This is a genomic window from Paenibacillus sp. WLX1005, assembly GCF_046603685.1.
Lineage (GTDB): Bacteria > Bacillota > Bacilli > Paenibacillales > Paenibacillaceae > Saccharibacillus.
Genome location: NZ_CP176756.1, coordinates 2,708,722 through 2,725,853 on the forward strand (window position 1 = coordinate 2,708,722; position 17,132 = coordinate 2,725,853).

Consider the following 17,132-nt stretch of genomic DNA (forward strand, 5'->3'; position numbering starts at 1 on the left):
AGGAATCCCTCCAGAATATTGATTGAAGTGCTGCTGTTACAAGAAGTTCTATGAACAGGCGATATTGAACACGAACATGTTGTAACTAATCACATCACACTTCATCTAACAATGTACTATATCTTATAATTAATTACAATTATTATCAAATATAACAAAAAGGAACTATTGATACTATCTAGTCAAAATAGAATCCATACAGCGCATGTAACCATATAACAGTACCTTGCGCGTACAAATTATTTAGCATCAGCGCGATATATTGAACCTCACATCCAAGCTTCGACACAAAATGAGTAACTGAGGCAAAACGACTATTTTTACATGGCGCTGATTCCATTTTGATTATTTTGTGATAGTTTAAAAAGAAACCCATTCTTGTAAGAAAATTGGAGGACGATACATATGAGGCGATGGCAAGCAAAAACAGGGACAGGGCTGGCAGCAGTACTGCTAGCATCTTCCATATTACCGAGCGCTGGCTGGAATCCAACGATAGCTGAGGCAGCCGAACATAACGAAACAGCTCATCAGGTGACGATTCCATTAACAACTGCAATCGAAAGTACATCATTGTCTCCTGGTAACTCTCTTTTATCTACTGCAAGTAAAGATACATACTCGATCGCAAGCGCTCGTCAACAGACGGTTGGTCATACCGTAGTTGTTCAGGGCATCGTTACATATCGTCAGGACACAGGCAGTGGCTACAGCAATCTGTACATTCAGGACAATGGAGCAGGCATTGTGGTGCGCGGCAGTAATCTGTCGGCACAGCAGGGACAGAGCGTTCGAGTTAGCGGGACACTAGGCGCCTATCGCAATCTGCTACAAATTTCCGCTTCAGCGAGCAATGTCACGGTTATCGATCCTACCAGCTCTACACCAGCGCCAACCGAGATCACATCCGCAGACTTTGTCGCAGACAATCCGTACGAAGCTCGTCTGGTCACTGTGAATACGATTGAGGTGGACAGTGTATCCGGCAGTCGTTACACCGTGTCAGATGACAAAGGAACCTTCGTCGTCTATTCCACCGAGCCATGGCTGGAAACAGGCAAATCGTATCGTTCCATTACTGGTGTCGTCACACGCTACAACAATGAATACCAGCTCATTCCGAGATCAGTCAGTGATATTGCTGGTAGTAAGCCGCCAGTGGAGCAGGAGCCGCTCAAGCTAACAATCAGTCAGATTCAAGGTACGGCGCAGACGTCTACGTATGCGGATGAACAGGTACAGCAAGTGGAAGGTATCGTGACGATGGTGAAGAGTAAATCCAGCTTTTACATGCAAATGCCAGATGAGCTGGACGATGGAGATGATCGCACATCGCAAGCTATTCTCGTCTATCGTGCTTCGCACGGAGTGAAGGTAGGTGACCAGGTCAGTGTGGACGGCTCGGTTAAAGAATACCGTGAGACTGGATACAGTGATGCCGCCGATCTGACTACAACCGAGATCGCAGCTACTGCGATTCGAGTACGAAATGAGAATCAGACGCTGCCGAAGCCAACGGTTATTGGTGCGGGAGGACGTACGATTCCGTCGCAGATTGCGGCGCCGAATGGCTTTGTTACCTTTGATCCATCGACGTACAGCATTGATTTCTATGAAAGTCTGGAAGGAATGCGTATTCAGCTTACCAATGCGGATATTATCGGACCATATGGGTATGAGATTCCGGTATCTGTTGATGTAGATAACAGTCCGCGCCGGACACCCGCTGGTGGCTTGATCATTACCGATGGTGAATGTAACGCTAATCGTCTACTTATTGCTGAGAAACCGAAGCAGCCGATCAAGACGGGCGATCGGTTTGATGGAGCAGTAACGGGCATTATCAGTTACAACTATAGCAATTTCAAACTATTGCCCGATGCAGCTCTGCCAACCATTATCGACGGTGGGTGGAAGCGTGAAGTATCTGCGCTGCATAACGGAGACAAGCAGCTGTCTATTGCTTCGTTTAACGTCGAGAACTTCTGGGACGATCCCGCCAATACCGCCAAAACAGAGCGAATTGCCCGCAATGTGATCGACAATCTGCATACACCGGACATTATTGGGCTGATGGAAGTACAAGACAACAATGGAGCAACCGACGATGGTACAACGGATGCTAGCGCCAGCTTCGGCGCATTGATTCGTGACATCGTCGCTGCCGGCGGACCGGAATATCGTTACGCCAGTATCGCGCCGCAAAACAATGAAGACGGCGGTGCACCGGGAGGCAATATTCGTGTTGGTTTCTTGTACAATCCAGCGCGTGTCTCGTTGCCTCAAGCAGCAGGCGGGGTAGGCGATTCGGTGACAGCCGTAACGTATGGACCGCAAGGACTCAGCGTGAATCCCGGTCGAATCGATCCGCAAAATCCGGCTTTTGCCGACTCACGTAAATCGCTGGCAGCGCAATTTGAGTTTCGCGGACAGACAGTAATTGTGATCGCCAATCATTTAAATTCCAAAGGCGGGGATCAGCCATTGTACGGTTCGGCACAGCCGCCAGTGCGCAGTAGTGAAGTACAGCGTGCCAAGCAGGCAGCAGCATTGAACCAATTTGTTCGAGATACGCTGGCGCAAAATAGCAATGCTAATGTAGTGCTGGTAGGCGATTTTAACGATTTTCAATTTTCCAATACATTTGACATTCTGAAAGGCACGCAGCTGACCAATCTCGTCGATACACTGCCAGTCAATGAGCGCTATTCCTATGTGTATGAAGGCAATTCACAAACGCTGGATCATGTGCTGATGACGCCGGGAATCGCCGACAAAGCCAAGCTGGACATCGTGCATCTGAATGCCGATTTTATGGAAGAGGATGGACGGGTGAGCGATCACGATCCGCTGCTCACCGTTATTGATTTTGCCAAAAAAGGGCATTCAGACGACGATGATGATGATTCAGGCAGTAACGCTGGTGGCGGTTCAGGCAATACAGGCGGTGAAACGGGAACTGGTGGCGGAGGCGGGACAACCACTCCGAACATACCGCCAACAACGCCGATCGTACCGGCTGCCATTTCGCAAGGATTATCAGCAGATGGCAGAACGTCTCGCTGGGTACTCACACCGACCATTTCTGAGCAAAATGGTAGTCAGCTGCGTTCTGTCACAATAACCGCCGATCATATTCAGCAGATGTTGAGCGGCGCAGGAGCAGCTACTTCGCTACAGATCAACTTGGATTCTAGCGACACAACAGGCACTTTTCAGGTACAACTGGCTTCGGCTGCTACACAGGTGCTAACAAATCAGCAGCAGGTGCAGCAATTAGTCATTCAGACGCCAGTGAGTAGTTATACTTTGCCGATCAATCTCGTTCGTGAATCCGTGAAGGATGCACAGGCACTCGTGCTGGATATTACGCCATCGCCAGCGGCAATCACTCAGGCAAGCCTTCTAGGGTACACTGCACGCGCAGCGGTGGATTATAATCTATATACATGGAGCAATAACACATCACAGCCTATGACTGAGCTAAACGGCTATATTCAGCGTTCAATCCCGATCGCTGGTATAACATCGTCGAATCGTCTGGCAGTAGCGCGAGTGGAAGAAGCATCCAATGGCTCCATCACGTATACACCGGTTCCATTTACCGTGCAAGATGATGCTGTTACCGTATTCAGTCGCAGTAACAGCACCTATGTCGTACTAGATGCGAAAATGCAAACGTGGAATGATATGAACAGTCACTGGGCAGCGTCGTCAGTACAACAGCTTGCGGATCGCATGATTATCAATGGTACCACCAAGCAAACCTTCTCGCCGTCTGCTGCGATCACGCGTGCACAAATGGCAGCCCTGCTAACGCGCGCGCTCGGACTGTCCAAGACTGCGACAGGCATAGAGACAGGAACAGAGAATACTGTGAATGATGGAGCAGGGGGAGGCACTGACTTTTCTGATGTAGCTTCCTCGGCATGGTATGCGGATAGCATTCATACCGCTGCTATTGCTGGGCTATTACAAGGCGATACCAGCGGCAAATTCCGTCCCAATGACACCATCACTCGTCAGGAAATGGCGGTCATGCTGGATCGTGTAATACAGCAAAATCATCTGCTTAGTACCACCGCTGCGGAATCTGCGTCCCATCCAATGAATCGCTTCCCGGATCTGGGACAATCCGCGACATGGGCAAGACAGGCAATCGTTCATCTGGACGCTTCCGGTTTGCTGCAAGGAAATGAGAGTGGGTTGTTCAAACCGCAACATTCCCTTACCCGAGCCGAAAGTGCGTCTATCATCACTCGCTTACTGGATAAAATCACAAATGAAGAACTCAATAATTAACATAATAATAGTTATGTAAACTAATTATCATGAAACTAAATCTTGAGCTTAATCTCAATCTCAATCTCAATATCGATAAAATGAATCAATGATGGATTCGTAACATAAACAGCAAAATAGCCATCCTTTCTATTCGTCTATATTCAGACAAGAAAGGATGGCTGTTTGCTATTTTAATTCAGAGGCAGGGTCACTCCAATTCCAGCTTGGCAATAGATGAGCCAATGCCCGGTGTATTCGGATTGTTACTGCCACGCGGCAGATCGAAATTACTGATGTACAGCGTATTCCCTACAAAAGAAAGGCTTGCCGGAAATTCCAGCGGACCGTTATTGCCATTACGTGCAATATCTGTCACTGTGCCATCCAGCGTTACTTTCACAATCGCATTACGCTCATTAGCAGCAATATACAGATTGCCATCCGGTCCAATCGTCAGACCGTCGGCACCGTACAACAGCTCACTTTTGGCAATCAACTGCGGCTGATCTACTGTACCGTCATCTTCAATTGTAAACCGATTCACTTCCCCGGAACTAGTATTGGCAGTGTACACATATCCATCTGTACCGACCGCGATGCCGTTAACGACAATGGCTTGCTCCGGTCGTTCTGCTGTCAAACCGCTGGCATACGTACGCAACTGACCTTCCGGCGTCACTGCATAGATATTACCAGTCGCACCACCAGTTACATACAATGTTCCTTCACGATCAAATGCTAACCCATTCGCACCCGCTACTCCGCTGACGAACGTCTCCACTTGGGAACCGTCGAATGGGTCGCCTTTTAGATCATCGGCATTGACTTTATAAATGAGACCTTCCTCGCCGCCGCTGGCAATATACAGATTGCCACTCTCATCCAGCGCCATGCCTGTACCAGTTCGTGGCAATACCGTTAGCACTTCTGCTGCGCCTGTAGTTATATCGATCCGATACAATTCGCGTGTATCCATATCGGCGGTAAAGACATAATCCGAATTAGCAATCACACCTTCAATGCGTGTTCCCGTATTCTGATCTGGCTTCAAATCGGTCAAAATCGATACAGGTAACAACCCCGCATAAGTGTCAGAAGTTACACTATCATCTGTAGTGTTGCCATTCACACCATTACCAACATCATCATCGCCAGACGTATCCGTTGCTGACGGTGCTGCTGCACCAGCGGCTTGCACATTAACCGATCGACTCGCTGCGTTATATGACACGGTATAACCGAACGCCTCGAATGCTTTGCGTACTGGAATCAACACTTCGCCATCCGCTTGAAATAGAGTGGACGTCGTACTTCCCTCGGCAAAAGCAATACGGTCATCTCCAAGCTGCAAGGTCAGCGATCCCGTCTGCTCCTTCCAATCGGCATCTGCACCCAGCTCTCTGGCAATCGCCGCATACGAAGCATACAAGCTATGATTCACCGTATATCCTTCAACTGTCAGCTCCTGTCCGTCAACTTGCAGCTCAATATCCGTCGCCACCGGCGTCGCCGCCCAGCCTGTAGATGGCAATAGCAGTAATCCGCCAGCCAGTGTCGCAGTTATGAATACTTTGTTTCTGATCATAAATGTTCCCCTTTCCGAATTGGATTGGCTTTTGTGCCTATTACCCCTATTCCACAAAAGCGAGGGGTTTCCTTTGAAAAGAAGCAATAAAAGTAACAATCACCGTATATTTTTTTACTTTTTATGTAAATGATGACACGTTGTATTCCGTTTCTACATCCAGAGACCGAGATAACAGGTAACACATTTCATCCTGTAAGCTGATTCAAACCTCTCTAATGTGTACTACTATGATAACAGGCAACATATTCCTGAATGGAGGGTGAATAGCATGAGGAACATGTTAAACGACACGGAGCAGGCGCATCGCGCAAACCAATCCCCGGAGCAGCAAACGCGTCTTTGCTACATCTGGACACAGGAGGCAACGATAATGAATGAAAATGATCCTACGGAAGATGAATGGTTGGACGGTCTGGACGAACAACAACGGATTGAGCAGGAACTGGAATATTTGAATTCATGGGATCGAGTGTTGGAATTTTTGTAGATCATATTTGGTAGATTTCTATACTGTTAGATTGCATCATGGGACAACCGCAAACGATAGCATGACTAAACGCTAATGACTCCTTTTTCTTGTAACGCACAAGAGATGAGTCATTAGCGTTTTTATCTGTCGGAAGCGGGGTAAGTAAGCAGTATAGCTGCTGATACATTGGCGATGTCACACTTGACATATCAGCGTGCCAACATCAATAACATCGGTAAACTAGCAGCTGCTGACAATCGCAAAGGGACATAGGCACAGCTTGGTAATCATCCCTTTTCCCAACCAAATCCAACACGAATATGAAGGAGGATGCTCATTATGGGCTTCAATCTCAATAACCTCAAGGATATGCTGACAGGATCAAACAAAGACGGTAATCAATCCGGCGGTTCTTCCGGCGGGATCATGGATATGATCAGCAAACTGCCACTGGATCAAATCATCCAAAAGCTACCACTGGACAAGCTCTTAACCCCAGAATTCATGCAAAAACATACACCATTCCAATCCGCTGGCGATATGCTGCAAAAATTCGGTCTCGGCTCGACTACCGACTCTGCGGACAAAGTAAAACAAGTGCCGCAAGATCAGATCGATACACAAGTTAGTCAAAATACACAATTTGGCTCGCTGCAACAAATGCTACAAAAAGCAGCCGAATTCTACGCTTCACGCAAAGCAAACTAAGATTACAATTGTCGGTACGTCGGTGATTTGCATAGGATCAAGACAGTTGGTATTTTGTAACATAGCAGAACTGAAATAGTATGTGCGTATTATGGCAACTGTAGCAATATAAGTATCAACGTAATCATTTTATTCAAATAGCGTCTGTCGCGGATCTAACCTGCGATAGACGCTATTTTGCTGTTGTTTACATATATATTTTGTTGTGGTTTGTATATATTTTATGAAATGACAAAACAGGTAACTAACTCAAACGAAACTTAATTAACATAATATTAATTATGTAAACTATAAACAGAATAATGTATCTACATAGAAAAAGAAAATCCCTGTACACATCCTTTGGGGAATAGTGTACAGGGATTTTGATGAATTTATTTTATAAGGTAAAGCTACTAATCTTCAAGTCAAAGAGCAAACCTGTAACAACAGCGAACCTTACTATCAGACTAATCCTTTATACAAAAGATTACAGTTCGTCACGTAGGAAGGCATTTGCGAGAATGAGCGCGCCTTTTTTGGCTTGTGTATCTTTTAATACATTCAGCATCACAAAGTCATGGATGATACCGCCAAAGCGGGCTTCGGTTACTTTTACGCCAGCTTCGCGCAGTTTGGCAGCATATTCTTCGCCTTCATCACGCAGTACATCGGCTTCGCCTGTAATTACGAGCGCTTCCGGCAAGCCTTGCAGTTGCTCGGTTGTCGCACGCAGTGGGGAAGCAGTCAGTTGAGCGCGTTCTTCTGGATCGGTTGTATACTGATCCCAGAACCATTTCATACCTTCGCGTGCCAGGAAGTACCCTTCGGCAAACTGGTCATACGAATTCGTATCAAAGTTGGCATCCGTTACCGGATAGAACAGCAATTGTTTGTTGATTGTTGGACCGCTACGCTCTCTGCTCAACAGTGTCATTGCGGCAGTCATATTGCCACCTACACTGTCGCCGCCGACATATAGACGCGACGTATCAAAGCCTTGCTCAGTGCCTTGTTCGCCAATCCATTGCAGCACAGCATAGATTTCTTCGATAGCGATTGGGTAGCGATTCTCGGGAGAACGGCTATATTCCGGGAATACAACAGCCACTTCGCCACCAACTGCCAGTTCACGGATCAGGCGATCATGAGTGTGGGAGTTACCGAATACCCAGCCTGCGCCATGGATATATAACAACACCGGCAGAGATGCAGGTGCGTTTTTGGGACGGAGGATACGAATGGCAACTTCACCTTTCGGACCGATTGGCAAAGTAACATCTTCAATATCTACATCCGGTTTGTCGATATCGCCGGATTGTACTTCGTCTACCGTTTCGCGCCCTTTTTCCGGTCCTAATTCATATAGGAAAGGGGGCTTCGAGTTATCGTCAGCAAATTTCTGTGCAGCAGGTTCCAGTACAATACGTTTTTCTTTAGCCATGGTAATGCCTCCTTGAGTGGTTGAGTTTTACATATTAGACATGCACTATGTGAACGAATATTGCCGTAATTCTTCGCTATTTGGATAAAGGAACAATAGGTGTAGCAACAATAAAGAAACAGCTATAAAAGAAGAGTTGGCAATACTCATCGCTTCATTTTACATATTTTACCTTGCACATTGTTCCTAATCTCAAGGTAAACGAATTTGAAGTTCCTGAAACAAAAGGTTGCATACAAACTGACCTGAAATCCGATGAATATCGTTTGTTTTCTGCTAAAAACAGCGTATAATTATAAAACACAAATGCCTGCAATCGGATGCAGCAGCGAAAGGAGCGGATCCGCTTGAATCGAAAGATAACATCCTCTATGTCTGCCGCACCGGCTTCTCATCGCCGCAATATATATGAAAATACGGATGAAGAATACAAGGAAACCAACAGCAATCGTCGTACTGACTATGATAAAAATGAGGCTGGCTCTTCCCGTTCAGGGCAATACAGAGACGAACCTCATTACGATAACAATAGCGATGACGAGGATGAATCACTATCTGTATACAGCGAGGAACTAAAAGCCTTTCAGGATTGGATGAAGGATGCCGGTTATACGGGATATACTCGTCGCTCCTACAATCACGATGTACACGAATTTCTCTCTTCCCATTCGGTGTATGGCAAACCGCTAGACGATCTGAAAAAGCGGCATGTGCTCTCCTATCTAAGCGGCGCGCGTTCGCGCGGAGTGAGTGATTCGACACGTAATCGCAAGCATGCGGCGGTCAGCTGTTTTTTCAAAGCGTTAATAGAAATGGAGCTGGCATCTCATAACCCTGCCGCCGGGATTAAAAAGGCAAAAACCGAGCAGAATAAAGAGCCACTCTATCTCGATCAGTCGCGACTGACGACCTTTTTGCAATCCGTGGATGGCAAGTATCGGACGCGCAATCTCACTGTATTCCTGCTCATGGCATATATGGGGCTGCGTGTCGGTGAGGTGCACCTGCTCAATGTGCAGGATTATAATGATGAGCGCCGCACACTACAAGTCTTTGGCAAAGGGCGCAAATGGCGGACATTGCCAGTGCCAGAAGCGGTGGCAGATGTGCTGAACACTTGTATTCGTGAACGACTTACTCCATGGCGCGATGGTGAGCAAGCGCTGTTTATTTCGCAAAAGGGCAGTCGGTTATCGATTCGCAATATTCAGCAAATTGCCGCGGATACCTTTGATCGATTCCAGAGTGATATCGAGCCGTCCCGGCGATTGCCGTATTCCAGTCATAAGCTGCGGCATTCCTTTGCTACAATGCTGCTGCGTCAAGGAACGGACTTACGGACGGTGCAGGAACTGCTCGGTCACTCGTCGATCCAGACGACGATTATTTATACACATGTTAGCAGTCGCGAGAAAGAAGCGGCGATTTCGCAATTGCATGTGGAATTGCCGAAGATGGAGGGGGAAGAGGATGCTTGAATGGATGAGCCCGGCATGGGCACAGCTGCGAACGGCATTCGGAACGGCAGAGCAGGTGCCGATTCTGCTGGATCATTTGTCTGTACAGTTTGAGCCAGAAGTGTTTCGCGAATTGGCGGAGCTGCTCATGCATCAGTATACGATCTATGGGGCGACACTGGCTGCCGTCCCGCATCTACTGCAATTGGCGAATACACTGGATGCGCATCCAACTGCCCAGATCGACATTTATATACAATGCGGCATCATCGAAGCGATGTTTGCCGGTTCCGGTGCATGGATGACGGAAGTGATCGGCGATGTTACTCCGATGCAGTGGCAGCGTATTATCGCCGACTATCGGCTAGGGTTGGAGCAGGCGGCAACGTTGCATGACAAGGTGCTGGCGTATGCACAGCAACACATAGAGAGCGAATATGAACTTGATTACATACTGGCGGCGTATTGCGCTTATCATGGGCATGATCGACTGGCGAGATTACTCATTCACTATCCCGGCGGGGATGAATATGTGGGTGTCTGTCCGCAATGTGATGGGGAATGGTTTATCGATGATCTGGATGAAGATGTGATGCGTCTGCATGGCACAGATCCTGTGTTGTATCCGGGTAATGCAGGGATTACGATCACGCCGATTGCGCTTGGTCTGACGGATACTTACGGATTTCACGATTTACAGCAGGCGGCGGATAGGATCGAGGCAGATTCGCTATTGGCACGATTACCTTATCTGAATGGCAGTGTACTCTGTCCACATTGCCACAATTCGGTCAGTGTAATCGGCGGGCTGTTTAAGGAAGTGGGTTGATATTCGTCTATTTTTCTGCCCTAAAAATGACTGACGGGTATTGACGCCGCTTTCATTCCATGCTACGTTTTTAACGAGGCTTGTTACCGGTAATGCGGGCAAAACCACACGGAAATGGACATTCGTCTGTCGCTGTGTTTGGTTTTGCCCTTTTTTTAATCCTCATACACAGGTGGTCTAATGTGATTATCAAACAAATTTTCAATAACAATATCGTCAGTACGACAGATGAAAAAGGGCAGGAGCTGCTGATCCTCGGCCGGGGTATCGGCTTCAACTTCCGTGCCGGAGATGTCATTGACGATGCACGCGTGGAAAAGGTCTTTCGTTTGCAGGATGCCAACATTTACGAGAAATTCAAGGCAACGGTGACGGAGCTACCCGTGAACATTTTACAGGTAACTGACGATATCGTGACACTAGCACGCACACAGTTGCGCAGTCAGCTGAGCGATGGCATCTACATTTCGCTATCAGATCATATCTATTTTGCTGTGCAACGGCTAGAGCAGGGCATGATCGTACGCAATCCGCTCTCATGGGAAATTCAGCACTTTTACAAGGCGGAGTACGATGCTGCTCGGGAAGCACTGCATTTGCTAAAAGAACGGCTAGGCATTGACTTTCCAAAAGAAGAGATCTGTAATATTGCACTGCACTTTGTGAATGCAGAGATTAATGACTCTATGAATGATGTAACGCATATGATGCAGTTGTTGCAAGAAGTGATGAACATTATCAAATATCACTTTCATACAGAGTTCGATGAGGAGAGTGCCAGCTACTTCCGGTTCATTACGCATCTGAAATATTTCTGTCAGCGAGTCATTACGCAGCAAAGTCATGATGATGCCGAGGAGTATTTGTACGAAGTGGTCAAGAAGAATTATCCCGACACTTTCGTCTGCATTCACAAAATCGAAACCTTTATCCGCAAGCATTATCAATATGACATGACACATTCGGAGCAGCTGTATCTTACCTTGCATCTTGAACGTTTGATGAAACGCACCTAAGAACACTGCATCGCATGAATCTATAGCCTTGAACAGCTGATTACGTGGTAGATCGTATACCTGTACCTGTATAATGCTGGATTCTCGGTGTAGCAAGAACAACTATATATTGCTTTTCAGGCTTGTTACTGTTTAATCAGGCAATACCTGAATGATGATGACTGACGCTGTAATGGCATCCGTCTATTCATTCAGGTATTTTTTCGCCCAAAAATGGAGGGAATCCAATGGATCATCAGACAACCGCTCGCCAGATCGTCGAAGCCGTCGGCGGCGAACGCAATATCAATTCGGTATATCACTGCATTACAAGGCTACGTTTTGACCTCAAAGATAACAATCTCGCCAACCGCGAAGCTATCGGTAACATGGACAGTGTAATGGGAACGAATATCGCGGGGGATCAGTTCCAGATCATCATCGGCAATCAAGTAGCACAGGTATACGATGCGTTAGTGCAAACGCATCCTGCACTCAAAAACGGCGATTCCCAAACAACGAAAACCCCAACCGAACCAGGCAAAACGCAAAATCCGTTTTCGCGCTTATTTGAATTTATCGCTGGTGTATTCGCTCCGATGTTGCCTGCCATCGCTGGTGCCGGTCTGCTCAAAGGACTCATCGCGCTGCTCGTATGGCTTGGTGTTATGACTGCCGGGACAGATGTATATCGCATTCTGTCCGCTATTGGCGACGGGGTATTCCATTACTTGCCGATGCTCATTGCCTTCAGTGCCGCCCGCAAATTCGGCTGTAATCCATTTGTCGCTGTTGGTGTCAGTATGGCACTCATGTACCCGGATATGACTGCATTACTATCATCCGGTAATCCGGTATCCTTTATCGGTCTGCCAGTAACTTCAGTTGTCTATGCGTCATCTGTCATTCCGATTCTGCTAGCAATCTGGATACAGTCTTATGTAGAAAAAGGGATCGACCGCATCATTCCAGCATCACTGAAATTGCTGCTTGTCCCTCTGCTAACGCTGCTGATCGTCGTTCCATTAACACTGATCGTGATCGGTCCACTCGGTACAATTGTCGGTAATGGTCTGTCCGGCGGCATCAACTGGTTACTCGCAGAAGGTGGCGTATTCGCCGGTATCATTCTCGGCGGTGCGATGCCGCTGATCGTTATGACTGGTATGCACTACGCGCTAGTTCCAGTTATTTTGAGCAATCTGGCGACGATTGGTGCGGACAAATTCCTGCCGCTGACCTACATTTCCAATATGGGACAAGCAGGGGCAACGCTTGGTGTCTTCTTCCGTGCCCGTGATAAAAAGTTAAAATCAATCGCTCTGTCCACTAGCTTTACCGCGCTAATGGGGGTAACGGAACCTGCGATGTACGGTGTGAATATGCGTTTCAAAAAGCCATTCGTAGCCGGTATGATCGGTAGTGCAGTTGGTGGCGGATTCGCGCTTGCATTTGGTACCAATGCGTATGTACTTGCTGGTAATGGCGGTATTCCGGGCTTACCCGCGTTGATCGGTCCAACCTTCTTATATGGCGTTAGCGGCATGGCAATCGCCTTTGTTGTGGCAACGATCGTATCCGTAGTGATGGGGATTAGTGAGAATGTTGGCGATGCTGATCAGATTGCTGCTGCTTCTACGAATGGAGCGAATCCAGCAACAATGGCAAATACACAGGCAACTACATCTCAGCAGACACAGACCATTGACGCGGCAGCAACAAATCCATCTGCGACGGTCATTAGCGAGCCGCAACCGCCAACAGCTGGTGAAGTTGTTCAAGCACCTTTGCAAGGACGCTCCATTCCACTGAGTGAAGTGAATGACCCGACCTTTGGCGATGAATTGATGGGCAAAGGCATCGCCTTTGTGCCGACAGTCGGTACATTGGTGTCCCCAGTCAGCGGCGTTGTAGTAAATCTATTCAAAACCAAACATGCCATCGTTATCCGTAGTGAGCAGGGTGCTGAGCTGCTGATTCATATCGGCATCAACACCGTCAAACTGCGTGGACAACACTTTGAAGCTCTCGTTGCTACAGGCGATTCCGTACAAGCTGGGCAACCGCTACTGCACTTCGATCTGGAACAAATTGCGGCGGAATATGATATTACGACTGCAATGGTTGTAACCAACACCGCTGAATATACTGCTATCCTGCCATTGAAATTAGGCGATATCCAAACCGGCGATCCGGTCTTGCAATTGGAACTTCCGCGAACTGACAATTGAAACGCTAAACGCTAAACGCTAAACGCTAAACGCTAAACGCTAAACGCTAAACGCTAAACGCTAAACGCTAAACGCTAAACGCTGAACAATAGACTCTGTATGCAGAGGGAAGCATGACCGTTCTGATCATGCTCCATTACTGCATATATCCATCTACACTGTATGTATAGGAGCTGAATCCAATGAAACCGACTGTATCGACTACACCTACCAGCATTTTCCCGGACAACTTCCTCTGGGGCGGTGCCATTGCCGCGAATCAAGCAGAGGGCGGTTTTGATGCTGATGGCAAAGGGCTATCCACCGCAGACATGGTGCCATATTATGCCAAAAAAGACTATGCCAATCTGAGCGCCCTTATGCACGTATCTAGCGAAACGATTGAACAGGCAATCCAGCACAAAACCGCAGACGGATACCCCAAACGCTACGGAATCGACTTTTTCCATCGTTATAAAGAAGATATTGCATTGTTCGCCGAATTGGGCTTTCAAACGTTCCGTCTGTCGATCAATTGGAGCCGCATTTTCCCAAATGGCGATGATACTGAGCCGAATGAAGCAGGGCTGCAATTTTACGATAATGTATTCACCGAGCTGCGCAAACACAATATCGAACCGCTAGTTACGTTATCTCATTACGAGATGCCGATTCATCTCGTTCTTCAATACGGGGGCTGGAAAAATCGGCGTGTAATCGACTTTTTCGTTCGATATGCCGAGACGGTGATGGAGCGCTATAAGGACAAAGTAACCTACTGGCTGACCTTCAACGAGATCAATACGACGATTATCGAGCCATTCACCGGCGGCGGTATTGTTGGCGATCGCGAAGACAATGTGATGCAGGCATCGTATCAGGCGCTGCATCATCAGTTTGTTGCCAGTGCATTGGTGACAAAGGCGGCACGCGACATTAATCCTAACGTGCAGATTGGCTGTATGCTAGCGCGTATGATCCACTATCCGGCAACAAGTAGCCCGGAAGATGTACTGCAAGCGCAGATTGACAATCAGCTCAATCTGCTGCACACCGATGTACAGGTACGAGGCAAATACCCAGCGATTACGCAGCGCTATTTTGCAGATCATGGAATCACAATTGAACAGCAGCCAGAAGATGCCGATACTTTGCAGATGAACACCGTGGATTTTATCTCATTTAGCTACTACACATCGCTGATTTCTACTGTAAATCCAGAGCAATATGGCGTAACTGGCGGCAATCTGTACAGTACCGTGAAGAATCCGAATCTCAAAGTCACCGAATGGGGCTGGCAGCTTGATCCGATTGGATTACGCGTCGTGCTCAAAGAATTGTATGACCGTTACGAAGTGCCGCTGTTTGTCGTTGAGAATGGATTGGGCGCACGGGATGTACGAGAAGAGGATGGACGCATTGTAGATGATTACCGGATTGATTATTTCCGCCAGCATATTACACAGCTTGCCGAAGCGATTCGCGATGGCGTGGATATTATGGGGTATACCAGTTGGGGAGCAATTGACATCATTAGCGCATCCACATCCGAGATGTCCAAGCGTTACGGCTTCATCTACGTCGATCAGGATGACGAAGGCAAGGGTACATTGAATCGATACAAAAAGAAAAGCTTCGATTGGTATCAAAAAGTGATCGCCTCGAATGGAGCCGACCTGAGCGATCTGGATAACTGGCAACGATAATCATACCGAATCTGAACATATTTCATACAAAAGCACTCTGCCTATGACAGAGTGCTTTTGTATTGTTTTTATATTGATTACTCGTATGTACGATATGGTTTACCATTCGTATGGAAATATACAAACTACAGTATGCAAAATCATCCCTTATTCACGTTTAAATTGGAAAATAATTCTTGAAAACGCTTAAAAACATGACAAGTGTCATGGTCGTATACTGACACTTATGACTTCTACCAGTGGATATGCTTCTTTACAATGGAGATATACCCGGAGCAAATAGCAGCGAATCATTACATCCTTGTATCCGGTACTAAAATCAGGCGCATCCTGCCTGAGAGGGAGTACATTCATGTCTTTGACCAAACAACTCAAAAAAGAAGTCGCACCATTCGAAAAAGTCGATTCCCGTAAAAGCATACAGCAACTGATTACAACGCTTGTGCCTCTGATTCTATTATGGGCGGCTGCATACTGGAGTCTGTCCGTTTCATACTGGTTAACAATACCAATTACGATTGTAGCGGCAGGGCTTGTCATCCGTACGTTTATTATTTTCCATGATTGCTGTCATGGTTCATTTTTCAAAAATAAAAAGCTTAATCACTGGATCGGTACCATTACTGGCGTGATTACGCTCACCCCCTATATGCAGTGGAAACAAAGTCACTCGATTCACCATGCAACCAGTAGCAATCTGGACAAACGTGGAGTAGGCGATATCTGGACAATGACTGTAGTGGAATACAAAGAAGCCAAATGGTACACTCGTCTCGCTTACCGTCTGTATCGTAACCCGATTGTGCTGTTCGGCATCGGTCCGGTAGCTGTATTCCTGATTCAACAGCGCTTTAACCGCCGCGGTGCCAAGTGGGCAGAGCGTTGCAACACATATCTGATCAACGTACTAATCGTGTTACTGTATGCGGCACTGTGCTGGCTCGTAGGATGGCAGGCATTTCTGATGATTCAGCTCCCGATCTTCTACATCGCCAGCATGATGGGTATCTGGTTGTTCTATGTACAGCATACATTCGAAGATTCTTATTTTGAAAAAGACGATGAATGGTCGTATGTACAAGCAGCAGTGGAAGGCAGTTCGTATTACAAATTGCCACTCATTTTGCAATGGTTCACTGGCAATATCGGTTTCCACCATGTGCATCACTTGAGTCCGCGTGTACCGAACTATTATCTGGAAGAAGCGCATAACGCAACGCCACCTCTGCAAAAGGCAACGACGATCACGCTCAAAACGAGTTTGCAATCCTTGCGTTTCCGCTTATGGGACGAAGAAGGGAAACGTTTTGTCAGCTTCCGTCAGTTCAAACGTAATGCGAAGCAAGCTCTGCAAAACGCCAAAGCCGCAGCAAATGACAAAAAAACGTTTAATGCAGTCGGCATCGATCTGAAGTAGAATAGATATATAATAAAAGCCTACGGCATCCGCCGGGCACTGAAAT

Annotated in this window: 11 protein-coding genes; 9 read left to right on the forward strand and 2 right to left on the reverse strand. The window is 47.0% G+C overall.

The window, feature by feature from the left end; translation table 11 throughout:
- Positions 1-405 precede the first annotated feature (405 nt).
- Entirely contained in the window at positions 406-4,302 is a 3,897-nt protein-coding gene (locus ACE3MZ_RS11685; protein ID WP_411346600.1) for an S-layer homology domain-containing protein, read from the forward strand.
- A gap of 190 nt (positions 4,303-4,492) precedes the next feature.
- On the opposite strand, the gene ACE3MZ_RS11690 is transcribed toward ACE3MZ_RS11685, so the two are convergent.
- Positions 4,493-5,869: an SMP-30/gluconolactonase/LRE family protein gene (locus tag ACE3MZ_RS11690; RefSeq protein ID WP_411346601.1), complete on the reverse strand. Its 1,377-nt coding sequence runs from the start codon at positions 5,867-5,869 to the stop codon at positions 4,493-4,495.
- A gap of 271 nt (positions 5,870-6,140) precedes the next feature.
- On the opposite strand from ACE3MZ_RS11690, the gene ACE3MZ_RS11695 reads away from it, so the two are divergent.
- Entirely contained in the window at positions 6,141-6,359 is a 219-nt protein-coding gene (locus ACE3MZ_RS11695; RefSeq protein ID WP_411346602.1) for a hypothetical protein, read from the forward strand.
- A 321-nt stretch (positions 6,360-6,680) separates the two neighbouring features.
- Positions 6,681-7,049 carry a hypothetical protein gene (locus ACE3MZ_RS11700; RefSeq protein ID WP_411346603.1) on the forward strand — a complete coding sequence of 123 codons (369 nt, stop codon included), beginning with the start codon at positions 6,681-6,683 and terminating at the stop codon, positions 7,047-7,049.
- A 469-nt stretch (positions 7,050-7,518) separates the two neighbouring features.
- Here the strand turns inward: ACE3MZ_RS11700 and ACE3MZ_RS11705 are convergent, their stop codons facing one another.
- Positions 7,519-8,472: an alpha/beta hydrolase gene (locus tag ACE3MZ_RS11705; RefSeq protein ID WP_411346604.1), complete on the reverse strand. Its 954-nt coding sequence runs from the start codon at positions 8,470-8,472 to the stop codon at positions 7,519-7,521.
- A gap of 347 nt (positions 8,473-8,819) precedes the next feature.
- Between ACE3MZ_RS11705 and ACE3MZ_RS11710 the strand changes: the two genes are divergently transcribed.
- The 6 genes from ACE3MZ_RS11710 to ACE3MZ_RS11735 all read left to right on the forward strand — a co-directional run bounded on the left by ACE3MZ_RS11710 (position 8,820) and on the right by ACE3MZ_RS11735 (position 17,086).
- Complete coding sequence (locus ACE3MZ_RS11710) at positions 8,820-9,950, forward strand: tyrosine-type recombinase/integrase (RefSeq protein WP_411346605.1); 1,131 nt, start codon at positions 8,820-8,822, stop codon at positions 9,948-9,950.
- Positions 9,943-10,758, forward strand: a complete 816-nt coding sequence (locus ACE3MZ_RS11715; protein ID WP_411346606.1) for a hypothetical protein — start codon at positions 9,943-9,945, stop codon at positions 10,756-10,758. The genes ACE3MZ_RS11710 and ACE3MZ_RS11715 overlap by 8 nt, the downstream gene beginning before the upstream one ends.
- A 182-nt stretch (positions 10,759-10,940) precedes the next feature.
- Entirely contained in the window at positions 10,941-11,774 is an 834-nt protein-coding gene (gene licT / locus ACE3MZ_RS11720; protein ID WP_411346607.1) for a BglG family transcription antiterminator LicT, read from the forward strand.
- Positions 11,775-12,001: 227 nt separating this feature from the next.
- A complete protein-coding gene (locus tag ACE3MZ_RS11725) occupies positions 12,002-13,984 on the forward strand; it encodes a beta-glucoside-specific PTS transporter subunit IIABC (protein WP_411346608.1) in 1,983 nt (660 codons plus the stop codon).
- 182 nt (positions 13,985-14,166) lie between these two features.
- On the forward strand, positions 14,167-15,669 hold the full coding sequence (locus ACE3MZ_RS11730) for a glycoside hydrolase family 1 protein (RefSeq protein WP_411346609.1): 1,503 nt from the start codon (positions 14,167-14,169) through the stop codon (positions 15,667-15,669).
- Between the two features lie 352 nt (positions 15,670-16,021).
- A complete protein-coding gene (locus tag ACE3MZ_RS11735) occupies positions 16,022-17,086 on the forward strand; it encodes a fatty acid desaturase (RefSeq protein ID WP_411346610.1) in 1,065 nt (354 codons plus the stop codon).
- Positions 17,087-17,132: the final 46 nt, after the last annotated feature.